This is a genomic window from Streptomyces sp. NPDC020807 (genome assembly GCF_040641575.1).
In the GTDB taxonomy this organism is placed as follows: Bacteria; Actinomycetota; Actinomycetes; order Streptomycetales; family Streptomycetaceae; genus Streptomyces.
This window is the reverse complement of sequence record NZ_JBFADU010000003.1, coordinates 381331-404280: the sequence shown is the minus strand read 5'-3', so window position 1 is coordinate 404280 and position 22950 is coordinate 381331. Positions and strand designations below refer to the sequence as shown.

14 protein-coding genes are annotated in these 22950 nt (G+C 71.3%); 1 reads left to right on the top strand and 13 read right to left on the bottom strand.

Annotation, left to right across the window (positions count from 1 at the left end):
- Positions 1-73: 73 nt before the first annotated feature.
- The 6 genes from rpmA to AB0G79_RS07295 form a co-directional block, all read right to left on the bottom strand.
- A complete protein-coding gene (rpmA, locus tag AB0G79_RS07320) occupies positions 74-328 on the bottom strand; it encodes a 50S ribosomal protein L27 (protein WP_015033582.1) in 255 nt (84 codons plus the stop codon).
- A gap of 13 nt (positions 329-341) precedes the next feature.
- Positions 342-662: a 50S ribosomal protein L21 gene (gene rplU, locus AB0G79_RS07315; RefSeq protein WP_015033583.1), complete on the bottom strand. Its 321-nt coding sequence runs from the start codon at positions 660-662 to the stop codon at positions 342-344.
- Between the two features lie 242 nt (positions 663-904).
- Positions 905-4618: an Rne/Rng family ribonuclease gene (locus tag AB0G79_RS07310; RefSeq protein ID WP_360801507.1), complete on the bottom strand. Its 3714-nt coding sequence runs from the start codon at positions 4616-4618 to the stop codon at positions 905-907.
- A gap of 232 nt (positions 4619-4850) precedes the next feature.
- Positions 4851-5642 carry a TIGR03936 family radical SAM-associated protein gene (locus AB0G79_RS07305; RefSeq protein ID WP_360801504.1) on the bottom strand — a complete coding sequence of 264 codons (792 nt, stop codon included), beginning with the start codon at positions 5640-5642 and terminating at the stop codon, positions 4851-4853.
- Between the two features lie 256 nt (positions 5643-5898).
- Positions 5899-6549 (bottom strand): hypothetical protein, encoded by a 651-nt coding sequence (locus AB0G79_RS07300; RefSeq protein ID WP_360801502.1) that lies wholly within the window; start codon positions 6547-6549, stop codon positions 5899-5901.
- Positions 6550-6730: 181 nt separating this feature from the next.
- Positions 6731-10327 carry a CDP-glycerol glycerophosphotransferase family protein gene (locus AB0G79_RS07295; protein ID WP_360801499.1) on the bottom strand — a complete coding sequence of 1199 codons (3597 nt, stop codon included), beginning with the start codon at positions 10325-10327 and terminating at the stop codon, positions 6731-6733.
- Between the two features lie 435 nt (positions 10328-10762).
- Here AB0G79_RS07295 and AB0G79_RS07290 point away from each other — a divergent pair, with 435 nt between their 5' ends.
- Positions 10763-13057: a bifunctional glycosyltransferase family 2 protein/CDP-glycerol:glycerophosphate glycerophosphotransferase gene (locus tag AB0G79_RS07290; RefSeq protein ID WP_360801496.1), complete on the top strand. Its 2295-nt coding sequence runs from the start codon at positions 10763-10765 to the stop codon at positions 13055-13057.
- Positions 13058-13121: 64 nt separating this feature from the next.
- Here the strand turns inward: AB0G79_RS07290 and AB0G79_RS07285 are convergent, their stop codons facing one another.
- From AB0G79_RS07285 to AB0G79_RS07255, 7 genes are all read right to left on the bottom strand, one after another.
- A complete protein-coding gene (locus tag AB0G79_RS07285) occupies positions 13122-15050 on the bottom strand; it encodes a TIGR03960 family B12-binding radical SAM protein (RefSeq protein ID WP_360801492.1) in 1929 nt (642 codons plus the stop codon).
- Positions 15051-15102: 52 nt separating this feature from the next.
- Positions 15103-16632, bottom strand: a complete 1530-nt coding sequence (locus AB0G79_RS07280; RefSeq protein ID WP_360801489.1) for a CYTH and CHAD domain-containing protein — start codon at positions 16630-16632, stop codon at positions 15103-15105.
- A gap of 19 nt (positions 16633-16651) precedes the next feature.
- Positions 16652-17848, bottom strand: coding sequence for a rod shape-determining protein RodA (gene rodA / locus AB0G79_RS07275; RefSeq protein ID WP_360801486.1), 1197 nt, complete (start codon positions 17846-17848; stop codon positions 16652-16654).
- A 19-nt stretch (positions 17849-17867) separates the two neighbouring features.
- Positions 17868-20057 carry a penicillin-binding protein 2 gene (gene mrdA, locus AB0G79_RS07270; protein ID WP_360801483.1) on the bottom strand — a complete coding sequence of 730 codons (2190 nt, stop codon included), beginning with the start codon at positions 20055-20057 and terminating at the stop codon, positions 17868-17870.
- Positions 20058-20076: 19 nt separating this feature from the next.
- Positions 20077-20745: a rod shape-determining protein MreD gene (gene mreD / locus AB0G79_RS07265; protein ID WP_360801480.1), complete on the bottom strand. Its 669-nt coding sequence runs from the start codon at positions 20743-20745 to the stop codon at positions 20077-20079.
- Complete coding sequence (gene mreC / locus AB0G79_RS07260; protein ID WP_360801477.1) at positions 20742-21770, bottom strand: rod shape-determining protein MreC; 1029 nt, start codon at positions 21768-21770, stop codon at positions 20742-20744. Before mreC ends, mreD begins: the two co-directional genes overlap by 4 nt.
- Before the next feature lie 158 nt (positions 21771-21928).
- Positions 21929-22948: a rod shape-determining protein gene (locus AB0G79_RS07255; protein WP_046905593.1), complete on the bottom strand. Its 1020-nt coding sequence runs from the start codon at positions 22946-22948 to the stop codon at positions 21929-21931.
- Between the last annotated feature and the right edge of the window lie 2 nt (positions 22949-22950).

Genomic DNA, 22950 nt, shown 5'->3' with positions numbered 1-22950 from the left:
TCTATCTAGTAACACGCGAAAGGCGGACCCGCTTCCCTGTCGGGAAGTGAGGTCCGCCTCCGCAAAGATCCGATCAGGCGACCGGAACGATGTTCACGACCTTGCGGCCACGGTGGGTGCCGAACTGCACCGCGCCGGCCTGCAGGGCGAACAGCGTGTCGTCGCCACCGCGACCGACACCCGAGCCCGGGTGGAAGTGGGTGCCGCGCTGGCGGACCAGGATCTCACCCGCGTTGACGGCCTGACCGCCGAAGCGCTTCACGCCGAGCCGCTGGGCATTCGAGTCGCGCCCGTTCCGGGTGGACGATGCGCCCTTCTTGTGTGCCATGTCTCAGTCCCTCTTACTTCGCAGCCGCGGGGATACCGGTGACCTTGATCGCCGTGTACTGCTGGCGGTGACCCTGGCGACGGCGGTAGCCGGTCTTGTTCTTGTAGCGCAGGATGTCGATCTTGGCGCCCTTGTGGTGGTCCACGACCTCGGCCGTGACCTTGATACCGGCCAGGACCCACGGGTCGCTGGTCACGGCGTCGCCGTCGACAACGAGCAGGGTCGAGAGCTCGACCGTGTCGCCAACCTTGGCAGTGGAAATCTTGTCAACCTCAACGATGTCGCCGACAGCAACCTTGTGCTGGCGACCACCGCTGCGCACGATGGCGTACACGCGGATCTCTCTCTCACTCGGGATGGAACCTCTGAAGCCAGCCACTCACACGGGCCCGGGGGCCCGTGGCGTTCCGGAATCGGACGAGCGGCCTCTCCCGACGAGCGGGAGGGAGGTGCTCAGAGGCGCGACGTGTCGATCAGACACGCCGACGGTCTAGGTTACGGGCGGCTGCCGCAGGGGGTCAAATTCGCCCGACCGGGTGCGGGCCGCCCCGTAAGGGACGGCCCGCACCCGTGGGATCAGTCCTGGGCCGGAGCCGGGGTCTTCTCCGCCGCCTTCTTGGCCGTGGCCTTCTTGGCGGTCGTCTTCTTCGCCGCGGCCGTCTTCTTGGTCGCCGCCGTCTTCTTGGTGGCGGCCTTCTTGGCCGTGGCCTTCTTCGCGGTCTTGCGCGCGGCCGTCTTCTTGGCCGGCGCGGCCTCGGTCCCGGCCTCGGCGGCCTCGGGAGCCTCCGCGGCCTCGGCCGGAGCCGTGGCGACCACGACGACGGCGGCCTCCTCCGCACCCGCGGGCGAACCGGCCGGAGCGGTGGCCTTGCGGACCACACGGCGGCGGGCGCGCGGCGGGGCGGCCACGGGGGCCTCCTCGACGGCGGGCTCCGGCGCGGCCTCCACGACGGGCTCCGGCTCCGGGGCGGTCTCGACGACCGGCTCGGCGACGGGAGCGACGGGCTCCGCGGCCACGGGGGCCTCGGCGGTCTCCGTCGACACGACCGGGGACGTCGCCCGGCGCGTGGCGCGACGACGGCCGCGCGGGGCCGGGGCCTCCTCGGCCACCGGCTCGACCACGGTCTCGACGACGGGCTCCGCGACCAGCTCGGCCACCGTCTCGACGACGGCCTCGGCGACCGGCTCCTGCGCGGTCACCCGCGTCGGCTCGACCACGAAGGTCTCGGTCTCCACGACCGCCGGGCGGGCCGGGGCGGCCGGCGCGGTCACCCGGCGGGTGGCGCGACGGCGTCCGCGGCCACCGCGCGAGGCGGCCGCCTCGGCCTCGGCGACGGAGCCGTACAGCTCCTCGTCCGCGGCGATCGGCTCCGGCAGGGCCACCGGGGCGGCCAGCTCGGCCGCGACCTCGGCCTCGGTCTCGTGCTCGGCCTCGTGCTCGGCACCGGTCTCGACGGTGGTGTCGTGCTCGTGCTCGTGGGTGTGCTCGGCACCGCCGCGACCGCGCTTGCGCGCCCGCTTGCCGCCACCGCCGCCGGCCGTGGCCGGCTGCTCCATGTGGACGATGACACCGCGGCCGTTGCAGTGGACGCAGGTCTCGGAGAAGGACTCCAGGAGACCCTGGCCGACCCGCTTGCGGGTCATCTGGACCAGGCCGAGCGAGGTGACCTCGGCCACCTGGTGCTTGGTCCGGTCCCGGCCCAGGCACTCCAGGAGGCGGCGCAGCACCAGGTCGCGGTTGGACTCCAGGACCATGTCGATGAAGTCGATGACGACGATGCCGCCGAGGTCGCGCAGCCGGAGCTGGCGCACGATCTCCTCGGCCGCCTCCAGGTTGTTCCTGGTGACGGTCTCCTCGAGGTTGCCGCCCTGGCCGGTGAACTTGCCGGTGTTGACGTCGACGACGATCATCGCCTCGGTCTTGTCGATGACCAGCGAACCGCCGGAGGGCAGCCAGACCTTGCGGTCGAGCGCCTTCATGAGCTGCTCGTCGATCCGGTACGTCGCGAAGACGTCGACCTCGCTGGTCCACTTGGACAGGCGGTCGGCCAGGTCGGGCGCGACGTGCGAGACGTACCCGTGGATGGTCTCCCACGCGTCGTCGCCGCTGACGATGACCTTGGAGAAGTCCTCGTTGAAGATGTCGCGGACGACGCGGACCGTCATGTCCGGCTCGCCGTAGAGCAGGCTCGGCGCGGACGTCGAGATCTGGGCGGCCTTCTTCTGGATGTCGGCCCACTGCGCCTGGAGGCGCTCGACGTCACGGCGCAGCTCGTCCTCGCTGGCGCCCTCGGCGGCGGTGCGCACGATGACGCCCGCGTCCTCGGGGACGATCTTCTTGAGGATGGTCTTCAGGCGCGCGCGCTCGGTGTCCGGGAGCTTGCGGCTGATGCCGGTCATCGAGCCCTCGGGGACGTACACGAGGTAGCGGCCGGGGAGGGAGACCTGGCTGGTCAGGCGGGCGCCCTTGTGGCCGATCGGGTCCTTCGTGACCTGCACGAGGACCGACTGGCCGGACTTGAGGGCGGACTCGATGCGGCGGGGGCCGTGGCCCATGCCGAGCGCCTCGAAGTTGACCTCGCCGGCGTACAGGACGGCGTTGCGGCCCTTGCCGATGTCGACGAAGGCGGCCTCCATCGACGGCAGGACGTTCTGGACCTTGCCCAGGTAGACGTTGCCGACGTACGAGGTGGCCTGCTCCTTGTTGACGTAGTGCTCGACGAGCACGTTGTCTTCCAGGACGCCGATCTGGGTGCGCTCGCCGCTCTGGCGGACGACCATGACGCGCTCGACGGCCTCGCGGCGGGCGAGGAACTCGGCCTCGGTGATGATCGGGACGCGGCGGCGGCCCTGCTCGCGGCCCTCGCGGCGGCGCTGCTTCTTGGCCTCCAGACGGGTCGAGCCCTTGATGGACTGCACCTCGTCCGACGGCTCGGCCTTCTCGCGCGCCGGACGGGGCTCGCGGACCTTGACGACCGTACGGACGCCGTCCTCGTCGGCGGCCTCGACGTCGGCGGAGGCGTCCCCGCTGCGACGGCGGCGACGACGGCGACGGCGGGAGCTGCTGGAGCCGCCGGCGTACGCCTCGGCGTCCTCGTGCTCGTCCTCGGCGTCCTCGGCGTCGTCCTCGGCGCGGGCCTCGTCCGACTCCAGGGGCTCGGCACCGTCCTCGGCGTCCTCGGTCTCCTCGATCTCGGCGAGCTCACCGCGACGGCGACGACGGCCACCACGACGGCGACGACGGGACGGGCGGTCGCCGTACTCGTCCGACTCCTCGGTCTCCTCGGCCTCGTCGAGCTCGTCGGCGACGGCCTCGACCTCGGGCTCGTCGGCGACGGTGGCCGGGACGGGCTCGACGGCGACGGGCTCACCGCGACGACGGCGGCGACGGCGGGAGCCGGTCTCGCGCTCGACGGGCGCGGGGGCCTCCTCGACGGCCTCGACCGTCTCCTCGGTCTCCTCGATCTCCTCGATGTCCTCGATCTCGTCCTCGACGGCCTCGACCTCGGCCGCGGCGGCGATGGCCGCGGTCTCCGGGGTCTGGAACATCGGCTCGGCGAAGACCGGGGCCTGGAAGACGGCGACGGCCGGGCGCGTGGCGCGGCGGGCGCGGGAGGTCTCCGGGGCGGTGGCCGGCTCGGAGGTGAACTGCGGGGAGGTGGCGCGGCGGCGGCCGCGGCCACGGGTGGCGGCGGTCTCGGCGGCGGTGACCTCGGCCTCTTCGGCGGCGATCTGGGCGACGGCGGCCTGGGGCAGCGTCTCGCCGGTGGCGCCCTCGGCCGCCTCGGGCGAGGTGGCCTTGCGGGTGGCGCGGCGACGGGTGCGCGGCGCGGGGGCCTCGGCGGCCTCCTCGACGACCGGCGCGGGCGCGGCCTCGGCCTCGACGGCCGGGGCCTCGGGGGCGGCGGTGGACGTCACCGGCGAGGTGGCCTTGCGGGTGGCACGGCGGCGGGCGCGCGGCTCCGGGGCCTCGGCGGCCTCCTCGACGGCCGGCGCGGGCGCGGCCTCGGCCTCGACGGCCGGGGCGGCGGCTTCGACGGCCGGGGCGGCGGCTTCGACGGCCTCGGGGGCCGGGGTGGTGACCTTGCGGGTGGCGCGGCGGCGGGTGCGCGGCGCGGGGGCCTCGGCCTCGGCGGCCGGGGTCTCGACGGCCGCGGGGGCCTCGGTGGCCGCGGTGGTCTCGGCGGTCGCCGTCACCGGCGGGCCGGCGGGGCGGGAAGCGGCGCGGCGCCGGCGGCGCGGCGGCAGCTTGTCACCGGGGGCGTTGGTGTCTTCGTTGGACTCGAGCATGCGGGGTTCTCCCGTCACGCTCCCGGGCGCCGCGCCTGGTTCCGGTCCGGCGGCACGATCGCGCCTGTGGCGCGGTGCCGCCGTCCGGGGCGCGGGCGCCGCACGGGAGCTGATGTCTGGCTCGCCGGTTCCGTACGCCCTGTGCGGACGGCCTGGCGAAAGTCTCCTGGTCTGTGCGCTGCCCGACCCAGGTGGCTCCCGAGTACGAGGGCTGCGCTACAACGACCGCTCCCTACGCGGTACCCGCACCCGGCGCCGTCGCAGAGGCGGTCGCGGCGGCCGTGGGTGAAGCGGCCGTGACTGCCTCGCGGTCGGGCGCGAGCGGGTCGGTCACCGTGCCGGACTCCTCGTCGAAGAGCCCCTGCGCCAGCCTGGTCACCGCAGCGGGGACCGGCGGCGCCAGGTCGGCCACAGCTCGGAGACCGGACAGGACGTCGTCGGGTCGCACGGCAGGTGTCACGTGCCGAACAACCAGCCGCAGTATCGCACAGGCGCTGTCCAGCGGCCTATCACCCTGGGGATCACCCTGGGGACGGGACACCGTCAGCTCGCTGACCGCGGAACGCGCGTCGAAGGTGCGGATGCCGTTCTTGGTCTTGCGCTGTACTTCCACGGTCTCGGCGGCGAGAAACGTCTCGGCGGCCTTCGACGCGTCCTCGACGGCGACGCCCTCGAGCCGCAGCTCCCACACGGAGGCGGTGAGGCGGTCGGCGAGTCCCGAGGTGCGGGCCTCGACGGCGTCGGTGATGTCGAGCCCGGCGGGCAGGGACTCGTCGAGCAGGGCGCGGAGCGTCTCGGGGTCGCGCGGCTGGGTGAGCGCGATCTCCAGGTACTCGGCCTCGGAGCCCGTGCCGGTCGGCGCGGCGTTGGCGTACGACACCTTGGGGTGCGGGGTGAAGCCGGCCGAGTACGCCATGGGTACCTCGGCGCGGCGCAGGGCGCGCTCGAAGGCGCGCTGGAAGTCGCGGTGGCTGGTGAACCGGAGGCGGCCGCGCTTGGTGTAGCGCAGTCGGATGCGCTGCACCGCCGGTGCGGGCGGCGGGCCTTCGGGCTGTCGCTTGCCCAGTGGTTCTTCTCCTCGGTGCGGGGCGGGCGCGGGTGGCGCGCCGCCCAAAAGCCTGGGGACCGTTCCCGGGGGGCCTGCCCGGATCACCCCCGCGGCGAGCGGGGAGATTCTCGGGGGCGGGCGCCACGCCGGGGACGTTCGTTGTACTACCCAGAGTACGCGCCCCGGCCACCTCGGGTTCCCGGGAGGTGGACGGGGCGGGGGCGCCGGCCCGTCAGCGGGCGCCTCCGAACAGGGCCGCCCGCACCTCGCGGGCGGCGGCGCCCACGGCGCGTCCGACGACGGCGAGCGGCTCCCAGACCCAGGCGCGCAGCGCGTGTCCGAGCGGGGTGAGCAGGACGCGGTAGGTCCAGGCGAGGGGGCGGCCGACGAGGTTCCACAGGGTCCGGCGGACGGCCCGGCCGACGGCGCCGAGGATCTGTCCGGCGATCCGCCAGGCCCAGGCGAGGGCCGCGCCGGCGACGCGGCAGACGGGGCCGAGCACGTACCGCCAGAGCCAGGTGAGCGGGGTGACGAGGAGCAGGTCGACCAGCCACCACACGGCCCGGGCGACCGGGAGGAGCACCCATTCCCAGAGCCACCGGAGCGGAACGACGAGGAGGTGATGCGCGAGCCGGGCCAGGGCTCGGCCGATCGGGGCGAGCACCCATTCCCAGAGCCACCGGAGCGGAACGACGAGGAGGTGATGGGCGAGCCAGGCCAGGGCTCGGCCGATCGGCGCGAGGATCCAGCGCCAGAGCTGCCGGAGGCAGAAGGCGAGGGCGTCCCAGAGCAGCCGGACGGGCAGGACGACGACGAGGGCGACGGCGCGCGCCGCTCCGGTGAGGCAGCCCGGGGCGTCCGAGCCCGGGTTTTCCGTGTTCATGCCCAGAACGACGTCGCGGGTGGACGGGGGGTTTCCGCCGCCCCGGTCCGTCATCAAGGCGTTACGGAAGGGGGAACCCGGAGACGGGAAGGGCCCCGGAGACGGGAAGGGACCCGGAGACGGGAAGGGCCCCGGCCCGCAGGTCTCCCCGCGGGCCGGGGCCCCTTTCCGCACCGGTGGGTTACAGCGGCGCGCCGTCCTCGGCCGTCTTGAACATCAGGTCGGCCAGGCGCTCCGACGCGTGGCCGTCGTCCAGGTCGCAGAAGTTGTGGTGGAACCGGTCGTACCGCTCCTGGTACTCGCCCGCCACCTCGTCGACGTCGCGGATCGCCTGGATCAGCTCCTCGGAGGTCTGGATGAGCGGACCGGGCGCGTCCTCCTCGAAGTCGAAGTAGAAGCCGCGCAGGCGGTCGCGGTAGTGCTCCAGGTCGTACGTGAAGAACAGCATCGGACGACGCAGGTGGGCGTAGTCGAACATGACCGACGAGTAGTCCGTGATCATGATGTCGGCCGCCAGGTACAGGTCCGCGATGTCCGGGTACTCCGAGACGTCGAAGACGAAGCCGTTCCCGGCACCGGGGACGAGGTCCACGATGTTCGAGTGGCGGCGCACGAGGAAGACGTGGTCGTCGCCGAGGCGGCGGCGGGCGTCCTCGAGGTCGACGCGGAGGTCGAACTTGAACTGGCCGCGGCTGTGCGACAGGTCGTCGCGCCAGGTCGGCGCGTACAGCACGACCTTCTTGCCCTTCGGCAGCCCGAGCTTCTCCTTCACGGCCGCGGCCCGCTCGTCGCGGTCCCCGGCGTAGAGGTAGTCGTTGCGCGGGTAGCCGATCTCGGCGATCAGGCCGTCGTAGCCCATCGCCCGCTTGAGGATCGGCGTGCTGAAGCGGTTCGACGAGACGAGGATGTTCCAGCTCGCCGCCTCCTGGACCAGACGCTCGTGGTAGTTCGGGTCGAACTGCGGCGCCTCGATGTCCAGGCCGATCTTCTTCAGCATCGTGCCGTGCCAGGCCTGCACGATGACCTGGCCCTCGCGCCGCTTGATCCAGTGCGGCAGGTGGGCGTTGGTCACGATGTACTTGGCGCGGGCGAGCGCCTCGTACCAGTCGGCGCCCTGGAAGCGGACGGCCTTCAGCGTGTCGGGCAGCTCGACCTGGCCGTCGCGGACGACCCAGAGGTGCTCGACCTTCGAACCACGGCGCAGCAGCTCCTCGTGGAGCGCGCGCGGGCTGTCGGAGAACTGCTTGCCGTTGTAGCTGATGTACAGGACCTGCTCGCGCAGCGGCAGCTTGCGGCCGGCCTCGTACACCTCCTGGCGGAGCTGGTACTGGCGGTTGGCGCCGCTCTCCTTGTCGTTCAGGTCGGGCAGGCAGTTGAGCTGCGCGTGGTCCTGCCAGTGGACCTCGAGGCGGTAATCGCGGCCGTCGGCGGAGCCCTCCAGCGGGAACTGGGCCACGGCGAGCCGGTCCGCGACGACCGTCAGCTGCGGGTCGGTCTCCTGCGCGCCGTCCAGGCGGAAGATCCAGCGGCCGGCCTTCAGCGGCAGGTTGCCGTTGGCGCCGGACATCCGGGAGGGGCGGAAGGTGGCCTCGAAGGTGCCGTCCGCGTTCAGCGTCAGCGGGATCTTGCGCTCGTCGAAGCGGTTCTTCGCGCTGACGACCAGGTGGTAGCCGTCGAGGGCGATCGGGGCCGTACCGCGGATCGTGAACGCGCCGTCGGCCTTCGAGATCCCGGTGATCTTGCCGCGCAGGGGGCGGCCCGAGAACTTCAGGTAGCCGTTGGTGCCGGAGAGGACCGCGACCTCGTTGAGGTCGGCGCCCTCGCCGAAGGACTCGGGCAGGCGGACCTGGAGGTCGGAGAGACCGTCCTTGACGACGACCTTGACGTTCCGCGGCTTCTGTCCGGGCTCGTGGATGCGCAGCTGGCTGCTCCAGTTGCGGCGCATCGCCTTCGCGGCGTCGGCGTTGCCCGCGGCGTCGAGGTGCTCGGGGAGCAGCGCGAGGTCACGCAGGGGGACGCGGGCGCGCAGCGGCTTCCGGCGCTCGCTGTCGTCGAGGATCTCCGCCGGGTAGAGCATGGCCTCGCCGCTGCTCTGGTTGATCACGCGGAGGAAGAGCTCGGTGCCCTCGGGGACGGTCTCGCTGAAGACGGCCTCGACGACGATGTCCTCGCCGTCGGCGCGGAAGGACGTGACGACCGTCGGGACCTTCTCGATGCGCAGCTTGAGCGCGGCCTTCCGCACCTCGGGGACCAGGCGGTAGTCCGCGTCGAGCCACTGGTAGGGCGGGTACGAGAGGCGGTCGGAGCCGTACGAGTGCACGGAGCGGGAGCGCACGAGGCCACCGGACATGACGCGCATGCCGACGTGCCAGAGGCCTTCCTGCCACTGGTCGCCCTTGCGCAGGCGCGCGGGGTCGATGACGGTGTCCCAGCCGGCCCAGTCGAAGTTGTGGCCGCGGCCCTTGTGACCGGAGGCGGTGGTGGCCTCGGGGGCGAAGGTGTTGCCGAGGGGGATGAGGGTACGGCGCTGCGTGCCCTCCTTCTTCAGCTGGAGGACCTTGACCACGCTGCGCTTGCCGGTCTGGTCGACACGGTCGATCCAGGCGTGGCCGGCCAGCTTCAGCTTGCCGTCCTCCCAGGACAGCTCGGTCAGCGGGGAGCGCAGCTGGAGGTCCTTGTCGACCCGGAGGATCTTCTTGGGGACCAGGTTCGGCTGGGACTCGAGCGCGGGGTACTTGGCGTACTTGCGCAGGACGCCCTCGAGGAGGACCGGCTCGCCGAGGCGCTCGTCCTCGATGAAGGAGATGAGCTCCTTGACGGCGTGCTTGCGGACGAGCAGCCACTTGACGCGCAGGGCGGTCGCGAGGCCGTCGATCAGCGTGAAGTCGATGCCGTCGAGGAACTTGTTGGCCGAGCGCATGAACTCGGCGTGGTACTCGGCGTCGCCGTCGGGCATCACGTTGAGGAAGATGCGCAGGTCGCCGGTGAGGACGGTGCGGTCGTACTCGCGCTTGAGGGCGTCGGCGCCGGGGCCGGTCTGCTCGGCCAGGAAGCGGCTGACGGACTCGACGGCGGAGGCGCGGTCGCGGGCGGCCTTCGGCACGTTGCGGCGCTGGGTGATCGACGGGTTGGAGACGCCGTCGCGCAGCCGCCAGTAGTACGTGGTCTGGCTGATGATGTCGACGGACTCGGCGAGGTACTGGGCCGGCACGATGACCGGCGTGTCCTCGTACAGCACGCCCTCGGGGAAGCGGAAGCCGTGCTGGTCCCAGAAGGAGCGGCGGAAGACCTTGTTGCACGCGATGCGGTCGGTGAGCAGGATCCGCTTCTTGCGGACGTGCGTCTTGCGGACCGCGCCGCGGGACAGGAACTTGTGCATGGGCGACTGCCACACGCGGGTCGAGTTGATGTGCTCGACGTTGCCCGTCGCGAACGAGGAGCGGGTCTCGTCGAGGGTCTCGATCATGATCCGGTAGGCGTCCGGCGGGATCACGTCGTCACTGTCGACGAAGGCGAGGTACTCGCTCTCCGGAGCCAGCTTCTCCAGACCCGTGTTGCGCGCGGCACCCAGGCCGGCGTTCTCCTTGCGGATCAGCCGGAAGCGCTCGTCCTGCGCCGCGAACTCGGCGGCTATGGAGTTGGACTCGTCCGTGGAACCGTCGTCGATCATGAGAACTTCCAGGTCCTGGAAGGTCTGCACGGCGAGCGAGTTGAGGCAGGCGGGTAGGTACTCCGCCACGTTGTAGATCGGGACGATGACGCTGAGCCGGGGTGCCATGAAGTTCTGCGTTCCTTTCCGTTTCAGACCCGCTCGACGTGCTCGAGCGCCTGAGGGGGTGACGGGGGCGTGCTTTCTGTTTTCCGTCAGATCCCCGAGATCCGACGGACGACGTTCTGGGCCGCACACCCGCCGTCGAACTGCAGTACTTGTCCCGTACCCGGTTCGCAGCTTAGCTGCCGACTCCTCCGCCCCCACCCGAGCTCAGGGTCCCGCGGGACCTGTCCTGACTCGGGCAGCGCCGTGGCCCCCCCGAGCGCCGCAGCGCTCCAGAATAAACGATCCGTCTTTCCGGGGTTCTTTCCTCGTTGGCCGGGCTCTCGTCGGATCGTCACGGTCTCACGGTCGCGAACGCCACACCCGCGGACACTCAGGGCTTACTGACACGCCTGTCATACTGCGTTCGAGCGGGTTCGACTGAGGAGAAACACGAGCATGCCGGCTGCAGCTGCCCCCCGATTCAGCGTGATCATCCCGGTGTACGGGGTCGAGGGCTACATCCGCGAGTGCCTCACGTCCATCGCGACGCAGAGTTACGAGAATGTTGAGATCATCGCGGTCGACGACTGCTCCCCCGACAGCAGCGGCGCCATCATCGACGAGATGGCCGCCCGCGACCCGCGCATCCGCGCGGTCCACCGCACCGAGAACGGCGGCATCGGCGCGGCGCGCAACACCGGCGTCGAGCACGCCACCGGCGACTACCTCCTCTTCGTCGACGGCGACGACTCGATCCGCCCCGGCTCCCTCGAAGCCATGGCGAACCGGCTCGCCGAGGCCCAGGACCCCGAGGTCCTCCTCTTCGACCACGTCCGCACCCACGTGGACGGCTCCGTCGAGGCCAGCCGCAGCGGCGAGATCCTCGCCGGCATCCGCGACGAGGTCGTGAACCCGGTCGAACACCTGGAGCTGCTCCGGCTCTTCGCCGTCGTCTGGAACCGCGCCTACCGCCGCGACTTCTTCACCGGCGAGGGCTACCGCTTCACCGACGGCCTGTACGAGGACGCGCTCATGGTCTACACGACCATGGCCGCCGCCCGGCGCGTCGCGGGCCTGGAGCACGTGGTCGTCGAGTACCGCCAGCGCCGCGCGGGCAGCTCGATGCGCAGCAGCTCCCCGCGCAAGCACTTCGTCATCTTCGAGCAGTACCAGCGGGTCTTCGACTACCTCGCGGGCCGCCCGGGCCTCGACGAGTACCGCAAGGTCGTCTTCGAGCGGATGGTCTCCCACTTCCTGTACACCTTCGCGCGCGGCTTCCGAATACCCCGGAGCCACCGGCGCGCCTACCTCAAGCAGGCCGGCAAGACCTACCGGCGCAACGAGCCCAAGGGCTTCACCCCGCCGCCCGGCATGGCGGGCCGCAAGTTCAAGGTGCTGCGCTCCGGCTCGTACACCGCCTTCGAGAGCCTCAAGCTGGTCAACGGCACCCGCGAGAGCGTCTTCGGCGTCCTCGGCCGGATGAAGCGCTGGGGCGGCCGCAAGGCCCTGCGCGCCTACTACTCGCTGCAACGACGCCTCCCGGTCGACCCGAACCTCGTCGTGTACTCCGCGTACTGGGGCCGCACCCCCGGCTGCAACCCGCTCGCCGTCCACGAGGCCGCCAAGCGGCTCGCCCCGAAGCTGCGCGGCGTGTGGGTCGTGAACCGCGCGCACGCCTCCGGCGCGCCGGCCGACCTGACAAAGATCGCGCCCGCCACCTTCGCGTACTGGAAGGCGATGGCGCGCGCGAAGTACCTGGTCAACAACGTCAACTTCCCCGACTCCGTCATCAAGCGGCCGGGTCAGGTCCACCTGCAGACCCACCACGGCACCCCGCTGAAGCGGATGGGGCTCGACCAGCAGTACTTCCCCGCCGTCCACAAGAGCATGGACTTCGGCAAGCTCCTGGAGCGCGTCGACCGCTGGGACTACAGCGTCTCGTCGAACCAGCACTCCACGGAGCACTGGGAGCGGGTCTACCCCGCCGCCTTCCGGTCCCTGAACACCGGCTACCCCCGCAACGACGTGTACTACCGCGCCACCGCCGCGGACGTCCGCCGCATCAGGGGCGAGCTCGGCATCCCGGCCGGCAAGAAGGCGCTGCTCTACGCCCCCACCGTGCGCGACCACCAGCGGAACGCCTTCGTCTCGCGGCTCGACCTCGCCCGTTTCGCCCGCGAGCTCGGCCCGGAGTACGTGCTCCTCGTCCGCGCCCACTACTTCTACGGCTCCGACCCGGAGCTGAAGGCGCTCGCCGACCGGGGCGCGCTCGTCGACGTGTCGCGGTACCCGTCGGTGGAGGAGCTCTGCCTCGCGTCGGACGCGCTGATCACGGACTACTCGTCGATCATGTTCGACTACGCCAACCTCGACCGGCCGATCGTCACCTACGCCGACGACTGGGAGATGTACCGGACCTGCCGCGGTGTCACCTTCGACCTGCTCTCGGGCGAGCCCGGGGACACCCCCGGTGTCGTCGCGACCACCGAGGAGGAGCTGGTCGAGGCCTTCCGCGGCGGCGCCTGGGACGGCGAGCGGGCCGCGGCCCTGCGGCAGGCGTTCCGCGAGCGGTTCTGCGCGTGGGACGACGGCTTCGCCGCCGAGCGGGTCGTCCGGCAGGCCTTCCTCGGCGAGGAGCAGACGCGTCCGGCCTTCGTGCCGCTCACCGAGCGGACGACGGCTCCGTCGCCGCGCGCCGCCGAGGCCGGTTTCTGGCGGGCCGACCAGGACGAGCTGGCGACGGCCCCGTAGGACTTCCCCGCGTACGACGAAGGCGCCCGGACCGCGAACGGTCCGGGCGCCTTCGTCGTACGTGCTACTTCTTCACCGAGAGCGGCAGCAGCTTCTTGCCCGTGGGGCCGACCTGGATCTCGGTCTGCATCGCGGGGCAGACACCGCAGTCGAAGCACGGCGTCCAGCGGCAGTCGTCGACCTCGGTCTCGTCGAGGGCGTCCTGCCAGTCCTCCCAGAGCCAGTCCTTGTCGAGACCGGAGTCCAGGTGGTCCCAGGGCAGGACCTCCTCGTACGTGCGCTCGCGGGTCGTGTACCAGGCGACGTCGACGCCGACGGACGGCAGCGTCTTCTCGGCGCAGGCCATCCAGCGGTCGTACGAGAAGTGCTCGCGCCAGCCGTCGAAGCGGCCGCCGTCCTCGTACACCGCGCGGATGACCGCGCCGAGACGGCGGTCGCCGCGGGAGAGGAGGCCCTCGACGATGCCGGGCTTGCCGTCGTGGTAGCGGAAGCCGATCGAGCGGCCGTACTTCTTGTCGCCGCGGATCTTGTCGCGGAGCTTCGCGAGGCGCTCGTCGGTCTCCTCGGCGGAGAGCTGCGGGGCCCACTGGAACGGCGTGTGCGGCTTCGGCACGAAGCCGCCGATCGAGACGGTGCAGCGGATGTCGTTCTGACCGGAGACCTTGCGGCCCTCGGCGATCACGTTCATCGCCATGTCGGCGATCTGGAGGACGTCCTCGTCGGTCTCCGTCGGCAGGCCGCACATGAAGTACAGCTTCACCTGGCGCCAGCCGTTGCCGTACGCGGCGGAGACCGTACGGATCAGGTCCTCCTCCGAGACCATCTTGTTGATGACCTTGCGCATGCGCTCGGAGCCGCCCTCGGGGGCGAAGGTGAGGCCGGAACGGCGGCCGTTCCTCGTGAGCTCGTTGGCCAGGTCGACGTTGAACGCGTCGACGCGGGTGGACGGGAGGGACAGACCGATCTTGTCCTCCTCGTACCGGTCCGCCAGGCCCTTCGCGATGTCGGCGATCTCGGTGTGGTCCGCCGAGGACAGCGAGAGGAGGCCGACCTCCTCGAAGCCCGTCGCCTTGAGGCCCTTCTCGACCATCTCGCCGATGCCGGTGATGCTTCGCTCCCGCACGGGGCGCGTGATCATGCCGGCCTGGCAGAAGCGGCAGCCGCGGGTGCAGCCGCGGAAGATCTCGACGGACATGCGCTCGTGGACGGTCTCCGCGAGCGGGACGAGCGGCTGCTTCGGGTAAGGCCACTCGTCGAGGTCCATGACCGTGTGCTTCGACACGCGCCACGGCACGCCGGAGCGGTTCGGCACGACACGGCCGATGCGGCCGTCCGGGAGGTACTCGACGTCGTAGAACGCCGGGATGTAGACCGCGCCGGTCTTCGCGAGACGGAGGAGGACCTCCTCGCGCCCGCCCGGCCTGCCCTCGGCCTTCCAGGCGCGGATGATCTCGGTCATGTCGAGGACGGCCTGCTCCCCGTCGCCGATGATCGCCGCGTCGATGAAGTCCGCGATCGGCTCGGGGTTGAAGGCGGCGTGGCCGCCGGCGAGCACGATCGGGTGGTCGACGGTCCGGTCCTTGGCCTCCAGCGGGATGCCGGCGAGGTCGAGGGCCGTGAGCATGTTCGTGTAGCCCAGCTCGGTCGAGAAGCTGAGTCCGAAGACGTCGAAGGCGCCGACGGGACGGTGGCTGTCCACGGTGAACTGCGGAACCTTGTGCTCCCGCATCAGCTCCTCGAGGTCCGGCCACACGCTGTACGTGCGCTCGGCGAGGACGCCCTCGCGCTCGTTGAGCACCTCGTACAGGATCATGACGCCCTGGTTGGGCAGACCGACCTCGTACGCGTCCGGGTACATCAGCGCCCAGCGGACGTCGGCCTCTTCCCAGGGCTTGACCGTGGAGTTCAGCTCTCCACCGACGTACTGAATCGGCTTCTGCACGTGCGGGAGCAGAGCTTCGAGCTGCGGGAAGACAGACTCGGCAGCAGACATCTCGAACCTTCGTGAGCTGGCAGGGGGGCGACTCTCAAGCGTACCCCGGTGCTCAGGGAGTCAGCGCCGCCTTGGCTTTCCGGGGCCGGGCACGGGCCCAGACGCGGGGCAGCTCCCGGGCCGCGTCCGCCGCGGCCGCCTCCTCCCTGCCGTAGAGAAGTCCCCAGGTGAAGGCCGATTCGCCGGCTCCGTGGGCCTCGATCGCGAGCTCGCGGAGGGCCGCGCGGGCGACGACGGCGTCCTGGTGTTCGCCCAGGAGGGACTGGACGGCCTTCACGCGCTTCGCGAGCCGTTTCGCGGGTTTGCCGAGGGTGGGGCGGGCGGCGTCGGCAGCGTAGCGGGCGCGTTTGGCGGCCTTGCGGGCCTCGTGGAGGGCCAGGTCGCGCTCGGCTCCGGGGGCGAGGGCGAGCGCGCGGTCGACGCGGTCGGCGAGGCGGCGGTGGTCCTTGCGGACGGCGCGGGCGAGGACCTCCGGCGCGGCACGGGCCGCGTCCTTCCGCAGCGGCGGGGCGTCGAGGAGCCGGTGCAGGCGCTCCAGGAGGTCCAGGTACCGGTCGGAGTCGAGCGCGGCCAGGGCCCGCCGCCGGGCGTCCGTGGCGCGGGCCGCGTCCCTGCGGCGCAGCCTGGCGCGAACCGGCCCGAGGACCAGGGCGTCCGGCAGCTCCGCGACCCGGGCGCGCAGCCGGGCGTCCAGGACCTCCTGGTCCCGGGCGCCGCCGAGCTCCCCGGCGAGCCACTTCAGCTCGGCACCGAGGGGGTCGGTGGCCTTCCGGTCGAGGACCCGGCGGTACGTCTTGAGGGCGCTGCGCAGCCGACGGCAGGCCACCCGCAGCTGGTGCACGGCGTCGGGCAGGTCGCGCCGGACGGCGGGGTCGAACGCGACGATCACGTCGACCTGCTCCCGCGCGTACGCGAGGACGGCGGCGCCCGCGCTGCCCGGGGGCGCCGGGGCGGGGCGCGCCGTACGGTCGTCCTCCTCGTCCGGTGCCGTCTCGGCCAGCGCCCGCCCGACCTTCGACGTGTCGGAGGACGGCCGGATGCCCGCCTTACCCAGCCGCTTCCCGATGCGGTCGAGGAGCTCCGGTTCGACGTCGTCGGCAAGCTCGACCTCGATCTCGGTCCAGGAGGTCTCGGGGCCGTCGGGGAGGCGGCGGGCGTGGACGGTGTCGACGGACAGCTCGGCGAGGAGGCCGCCGGAGGCGTCCAGCAGGTGGCGGACGTCGCGGGACGAGTGGAGCCGTACGACGGGGACGACCGCGGCGGAGCGGACGCGGGACCGCAGGAGCCCCGCCAGCTCGCCCGGGAGGGCGTCGGCCAGCGGGGCCCTGATCTCGTCGCGGACGCCCGCGGCGACGGGGAACTTGAGGTGCCAGCCCTCGTCGTCCCCGCCGGTGCGCCGGCGCAGGGTGACCTGGTCGGCGGCGAGCCGCAGGTCGGGGGTGTCGTGGTAGACCGCGTCGAGCTCCATGACGCCACGGTCGCGGACGGAGGCGACGCCCCGGACCCGGGTGAGGTCCGGCGGCCGGGTCCCGTCCGTGGCTTCGTACTTCCGCTCGATCTCGCGCTTCGTCTCCGAGGCCATGCCTCGAATCTAGCGGTCCTCAGGCCGTTATGGGTCGCTGCACCCTGATCGACTGGAGCAGTCCGACCGCCACCCACACCGCGAACATCGACGAGCCGCCGTACGAGACGAACGGCAGCGGCAGTCCCGCGACCGGCATGATGCCGAGGGTCATGCCGATGTTCTCGAAGGACTGGAAGGCGAACCAGGCGATGATGCCGGCGGCGACGATCGTGCCGTACAGCTCGGTGGTCTCGCGGGCGATGCGGCAGGCGCGCCAGAGGATGACGCCGAGGAGGACGAGGATCAGGCCCGCGCCGACGAAGCCCAGCTCCTCCCCCGCGACCGTGTAGATGAAGTCGGTCTGCTGTTCGGGGACGAACTGGCCGCTGGTCTGGTGGCCCTTGAAGAGGCCCTCGCCGAGCAGCCCTCCCGAGCCGATCGCGATGCGCGCCTGGTTCGTGTTGTAGCCGACGCCCGAGGGGTCGAGGTCGGGGTTGGCGAAGGCGGCGAAGCGGTTGATCTGGTACTCGTCGAGCATCCCGAGCGCGGTGACGAGCACCGCCCCGCCGACGCCCGCGCCGATGAGTCCGAGGACCCAGCGGTTGGACGCGCCGGAGGCGAGCAGCACGCCGAGGACGATCACGGCCATGACCATGACCGAGCCGAGGTCGGGCATCAGCATGACGATGCCCATGGGGAGCGCGGCGAGGAGCAGCGCCTTGGCGACGGTCCGGTGGTCGGGGTGGAGCTGGTCGCCCGCGTCGACCTTGGCCGCGAGCAGCATCGCCATGACGAGGATGATCGTGATCTTGACGAACTCGCTGGGCTGGAGCGAGAAGCCGCCGCCGACCACGATCCACGCGTGCGCGCCGTTGATGGTCGCGCCGAGCGGGGTGAGGACGGCGAGGATCAGCAGGATCGAGAACGCGTAGAGGATCGGCACCGCGCCGCGCAGCGTCCGGTGGCCGAGCCAGATCGTGCCGATCATCAGGGCGACCCCGATGCCGGTGTTGAGCAGGTGGCGGAAGAGGAAGTAGTACGGGTCGCCGTTGTTGAGCTCGGTGCGCCCGCGGGTCGCGGACCAGACGAGGAGCGCGCCCAGGACGGAGAGCGTGAGGGCGGAGAGCAGGATCGGCCAGTCGAGCCGCCGCAGGACCGAGTCGCGGGCGGTGAGACGCGCGACCGGCCCGCGGTCGGGGGTGTAGCGGGAGACGGAGAAGGTACGGGTCGTCATGGTGTCGGTCCTCAGTCCCTCAGTCCCTCAGGTGGGCGGGCGGGCCCGCGACCGGCTTCGTCCCGCCGCCCGGCGCTTCGGGGTCGACGAGCTGGGACTTGGGGTCGTACGCCTTGATGGAGGGGGCGTCGATGGTGCCGTCCGCGTTGATCTTCGGCAGGGACTTCTGCGGCTGCGGCAGCAGGGCCCGCTTGAGGTCCTGGTTCCCGGCGTCGTCGAGGCCGTAGATGGCGTCGTAGATGTTGCGCACGGCGGGGCCGGAGGCGCCGGAGCCGGTGCCGCCCTGGGAGATCGTCATGACGATCGTGAAGTCCTTGGTGTACGTCGCCAGCCAGGACGTCGTCTGCTTGCCGTACACCTGGGCCGTACCCGTCTTGGCGTGCATCGGGATCTTGTCCTGCGGCCAGCCGCCGAACCGCCAGGCCGCCGTGCCGCCGGGCTCGACGACGGACCGCAGGCCCTTGTCGAGGTCGCTGATGGTCTGGGCGTCGACGGGCAGCCTGCCGTGCGGCGTGGGCTTGATCTCGCGGACGGACTTGCCGTCGGGGCTGACGACGGCCTTGCCGACGGTGGGGTTGTAGAGCGTGCCGCCGTTGGAGATGGCGGCGTAGGCGGTGGCCATCTGGATGGGCGTGACGAGGACGTCACCCTGGCCGATGGCGAAGTTGATGCTGTCGTACGCCTTCAGCTGGTTGCCTTCGAGGCAGCTCTCGTACGCGATCTGCTCGACGTACGTGCCGCCCTTCTTGCCCTGCTTGCACCAGGCGTCCTTGTTCGCCGCCCAGAAGTCCTGCTTCCACTTCCGGTCGGGGATGCGGCCCTTGACCTCGTTGGGCAGGTCGATGCCGGTCTCGGAGCCGAGGCCGAAGTCGCGGGCGGTCGTGTAGAACCAGTCCTTGGCATCCTTGGTGGGCTTTATCCCGCCGTCCTTCTGCCACTCCTGGTGGCCGAGGGCGTAGAAGACGGTGTTGCAGGAGAACTTGAGCGCCTCGCCGAGGGTGATGGGGCCGTGCCCCTTGGACTCGAAGTTGGCGAAGCTGCGGCTGCCGAGGCTGTACGAGCTGCTGCAGTTGTACTTGTCGTCGAACTTGTGACCGGCCCGGACGGCGGCGCTCGCGGAGACCACCTTGAAGATGGAGCCGGCCGCCGCCTGGCCCTGGATGGCCCGGTTGAGCAGCGGGTAGTTGGAGTCCTTGCTCGTCAGGGCCGCGTAGTCGTTCGCGGAGATGCCGCCGACCCAGGCGTTGGGGTCGTAGTCGGGCTGGGAGGCCATCGCGACGACCCGGCCGGTCTTCGACTCCATGACGACGACGGCGCCGGCGTCGGCCTCGTACTTCCGGCCGGTGATCTTGTCGGTCTCGTTCCTGACGGCCTTCATGGCCTCGCTGAGCTCGTACTCGGCGACGGCCTGGACGCGGGCGTCGATGCTCGTGACCAGGGTGGAGCCGGCGACGCCCGGGTCGGACTTCGTCTGCCCCATCACGCGCCCGAGGTTGTCGACCTCGTACCGGGTGACGCCGGCCTTGCCGCGCAGCTCCTTGTCGTAGGTGCGCTCGATGCCGGAGCGGCCGACCTGGTCGGAGCGGAGGAACGGCGAGTCGGTGTCCTTGGCCTTCTCGATCTCGCCGTCGGTGACGGGCGAGAGGTAGCCGAGCACCTGGGCCGTACGGGCCTTGCCGGGCGCGGGGTAGCGGCGGACGGCGGTGGGCTCGGCGGTGATGCCGGGGAAGTCCTCGGAGGCCTCGCGGATGGTCAGCGCCTGCTGGGTGGTGGCCTCGTCGGTCACCGGGATCGGCTGGTACGGGGAACCGTTCCAGCAGGGCTTCGGCGTCTGCGAGTCGCACAGCCGGATCTTGTTGATGACGTCCTCGGGCCTCATCTCCAGGACGCCCGCGAGCCGGGTCAGGACCGCCTTGCCTCGGTCCTTCATCTTCATCATCTCGGTGCGGGAGGCGGAGACGACGAGGCGGGTCTCGTTGTCGGCGATCGGCACGCCGCGGGCGTCGAGGATCGAGCCGCGGACGGCCGGCTGGACGACCTGCTGGACGTGGTTGTTCTTCGCCTCGTCCGTGTACTCCTTGCCGTTGCGGATCTGGAGGTACCAGAGGCGGCCCCCCAGGGTCAGGAGCAGCGAGAAGACCAGGATCTGGATGATGACGAGCCGGATCTGGACCCGCGGGGTCCGCCCGGTCTCGGGGATGTTGCTCATGGTGCGAGGGCCCCCTCGGTCACAGTCGCTTGACTCCCTTGATGCGGCCGGCCCGCGTGGCGCGGCCGCGGGCCGCCTTCACGCGCAGGCCGCCGCGCTGCTCGCCGATGCGCAGGCCGGTGCCGGAGGAGAGCCACCCGGAGGAGACGTCGGCGCCGCCCGCCCCGGTCGCGTCGGCGACCGGGTCGTTCTCGGCTCTGCGGGCCAGGGCCATGACGAGCGGGACGACGAAGGGCGCGAGGAGCAGGTCGTAGACGGCCGCGGTGAACAGCAGGAAGCCGAGGCCGACATGGCGGGCGGCGGTGTCGCCGACGAGCGCGCCCACTCCCGCGTACAGGAGGGTGGAGCCGAGGGCGGCGGCCACGACGACGGCCATGGGGCCGACGGCGGAGGTCAGTCGGCCGTTGTCGGGCCGGGCGAGGCCGACGAGGTAGCCGATGACGCAGAGCACGAGCGCGTAGCGGCCGACGGCGTGGTCGGCGGGCGGCGCGAGGTCGGCGAGGAGACCGGCGGTGAAGCCGATCAGGCAGCCGCTGAGCGGGCCGTAGACCAGGGCGAGCGCGACGACGGTGAGGAGGACCAGGTCGGGGACGGCGCCGGGGAGTTGGAGGCGGCCGAGGACGGAGACCTGGACGACGAGCGCGACGACGATCAGGGTCGCGGAGAGGAGGATGCGGTTGAACTTCACGGTGTCGCGTCCCCCTGGTTCTGGTTCTGCTGGTTGTCGTTCGGCTGGTTCGCCGGGTTCTGGTCGGCGGCGTTCTGGTTCGCCGCGTTCTGGTCGGCCTGCTGTCCGTCCGCGTTCGGGGGCGGTGTCGGCGTGACCGTGACCGTCATGGTCGGCGCGGGCTTCGGCTTCTGCGGGAGGACCATGTCGCGGGGGTCCGAGCGGGGGGCCTGGACGACGACGCCGACGATGTCGAGCCGGCTGAAGCCGACGTACGGACGGACGTGGACGTTACGGGTCAGGCCGCCGCCCGCCGGGTCGACGCGCACGATCTCCCCGACGGGGACGCCGGGCACGAACGGCTTGTCACCGGCCGAGCCGAAGGTGACGAGCCGGTCGCCCGGCTGGACCTTCGCCTTGCCGTTGAGCAGCTGGACGAGGAGCGGGCCGTTGCCCTGGCCGGTGGCGAAGCCGAGCTCGTCGGTCTTCTCCATGCGCGTGCCGACGGTGAAGTCGGGGTCGTTGGCGAGGAGGACCGTGGAGGTCGACGGGCCGACGGTGGTGACGCGGCCGACGAGTCCGGACCCGTTGAGCACGGTCATGTCCCGCTTGATGCCGTCGCGGGCGCCGACGTCGATGGTGACGGTCCAGGAGAAGCCCTGGGCCGCTCCTATGGCGACGACCTGGGCGCCCTTGATGCCGTACTGGCCCGCTCCGGCGGTCTTGAGCATGGAGTCGAGTTCGCGCAGCCGGTTGCGGTTGCGGTCGTCGCTGCCGAGCTCCGCCTTGAGCTCGGCGTTCTCCTTCTCCAGGGCGGCGATCCGGGTGTTCCGCTCCCCCGAGTCGCGCACCGCGCCTATGGCGTTGCCGATGGGGTCGACGGCGGCCGCCACACCGTTCTCGACAGGCCCGAAGACCGCCGCGGCGGCCTGTCGGGCACCGTCGACGGGTGACTCCTGGCCGCCGCGGATGTCCACCGTGATCAGTGCGAACGCGATGGCGATCAGCAGCACCAGGAGCAGCCGGCTCTCTCGTGTGTCCCTCACGTGCGGCGGCCGTGCCTTTCCTCGTGGTCCGGTGGTGCGGTTGTACGGCTGTGCTGTTGTGCGGCTTCTGCCGGTGTACGGCTGTGCTGGTGTACGGCTGTGCTGTGGTGCGAACTCCGCCGCCGCCGCTCGGCCGAACGGGTGAGGCGGCGGTACGGCTAGCGGCGCGGCTGGGCGTCCAGGACCTGCTGGAGGGCCTCGAACTCCTCCACGCACTTGCCGGATCCGAGCGCCACCGAGTCCAGCGGGTCCTCGGCGATGTGGATCGGCATGCCGGTCTCGCGGCGGAGTCGCTCGTCCAGGCCGCGCAGCAGGGCGCCGCCACCCGTGAGAACGATGCCGCGGTCCATGACGTCACCGGAGAGCTCCGGCGGGCACTTGTCGAGGGTCGTCTTGACGGCGTCGACGATCGCGTTGACCGGCTCCTCGATGGCCTTGCGGACCTCGGCGGCGGAGATGACGACCGTCTTCGGGAGGCCGGAGACGAGGTCGCGGCCGCGAATCTCGGTGTGCTCGTCCTGGTCGAGGTCGTAGGCGGAGCCGATGGTGATCTTGATCTGCTCGGCGGTCCGCTCACCGAGGAGGAGGGAGTACTCCTTCTTGATGTGCTGGATGATCGCGTTGTCCAGCTCGTCGCCGGCGACCCGGATCGACTGTGCCGTGACGATTCCGCCGAGGGAGATGACGGCGACCTCGGTGGTGCCGCCGCCGATGTCGACGACCATGTTGCCGGTGGCCTCGTGGACGGGGAGGCCCGAGCCGATGGCCGCCGCCATGGGCTCCTCGATGATGTGCACCTGGCGGGCACCGGCCTGCGTCGACGCCTCGATCACGGCGCGGCGCTCGACCCCGGTGATGCCGGAGGGCACGCAGACGACGACGCGGGGGCGGGCCAGGTAACGACGCTTGTGGATCTTGAGGATGAAGTAGCGGAGCATCCGCTCGGTGATCTCGAAGTCGGCGATCACGCCGTCCTTGAGCGGGCGGACGGCGACGATGTTGCCGGGCGTCCGGCCGATCATCTTCTTCGCCTCTGCGCCCACCGCGAGAATGCCGCCGGTGTTGGTGTTGATCGCGACGACGGACGGCTCGTTCAGAACGATGCCCCGCCCCCTGACGTACACCAGCGTGTTGGCGGTCCCGAGGTCGACAGCCATGTCACGGCCGATGAACGACATTG

Excerpts from the sequence above, each read along its gene's own strand:
- AB0G79_RS07280 (WP_360801489.1), bottom strand. The coding sequence starts at position 16,632 with ATGGCCTCGGAGACGAAGCGCGAGATCGAGCGGAAGTACGAAGCCACG.
- AB0G79_RS07295 (WP_360801499.1), bottom strand. The coding sequence starts at position 10,327 with ATGGCACCCCGGCTCAGCGTCATCGTCCCGATCTACAACGTGGCGGAG.
- mrdA (WP_360801483.1), bottom strand. The coding sequence starts at position 20,057 with ATGAGCAACATCCCCGAGACCGGGCGGACCCCGCGGGTCCAGATCCGG.
- rodA (WP_360801486.1), bottom strand. The coding sequence starts at position 17,848 with ATGACGACCCGTACCTTCTCCGTCTCCCGCTACACCCCCGACCGCGGG.
- rpmA (WP_015033582.1), bottom strand. The coding sequence starts at position 328 with ATGGCACACAAGAAGGGCGCATCGTCCACCCGGAACGGGCGCGACTCG.
- AB0G79_RS07290 (WP_360801496.1), top strand. The coding sequence starts at position 10,763 with ATGCCGGCTGCAGCTGCCCCCCGATTCAGCGTGATCATCCCGGTGTAC.
- AB0G79_RS07255 (WP_046905593.1), bottom strand. The coding sequence starts at position 22,948 with ATGTCGTTCATCGGCCGTGACATGGCTGTCGACCTCGGGACCGCCAAC.
- AB0G79_RS07310 (WP_360801507.1), bottom strand. The coding sequence starts at position 4,618 with ATGCTCGAGTCCAACGAAGACACCAACGCCCCCGGTGACAAGCTGCCG.
- AB0G79_RS07285 (WP_360801492.1), bottom strand. The coding sequence starts at position 15,050 with ATGTCTGCTGCCGAGTCTGTCTTCCCGCAGCTCGAAGCTCTGCTCCCG.
- AB0G79_RS07300 (WP_360801502.1), bottom strand. The coding sequence starts at position 6,549 with ATGAACACGGAAAACCCGGGCTCGGACGCCCCGGGCTGCCTCACCGGA.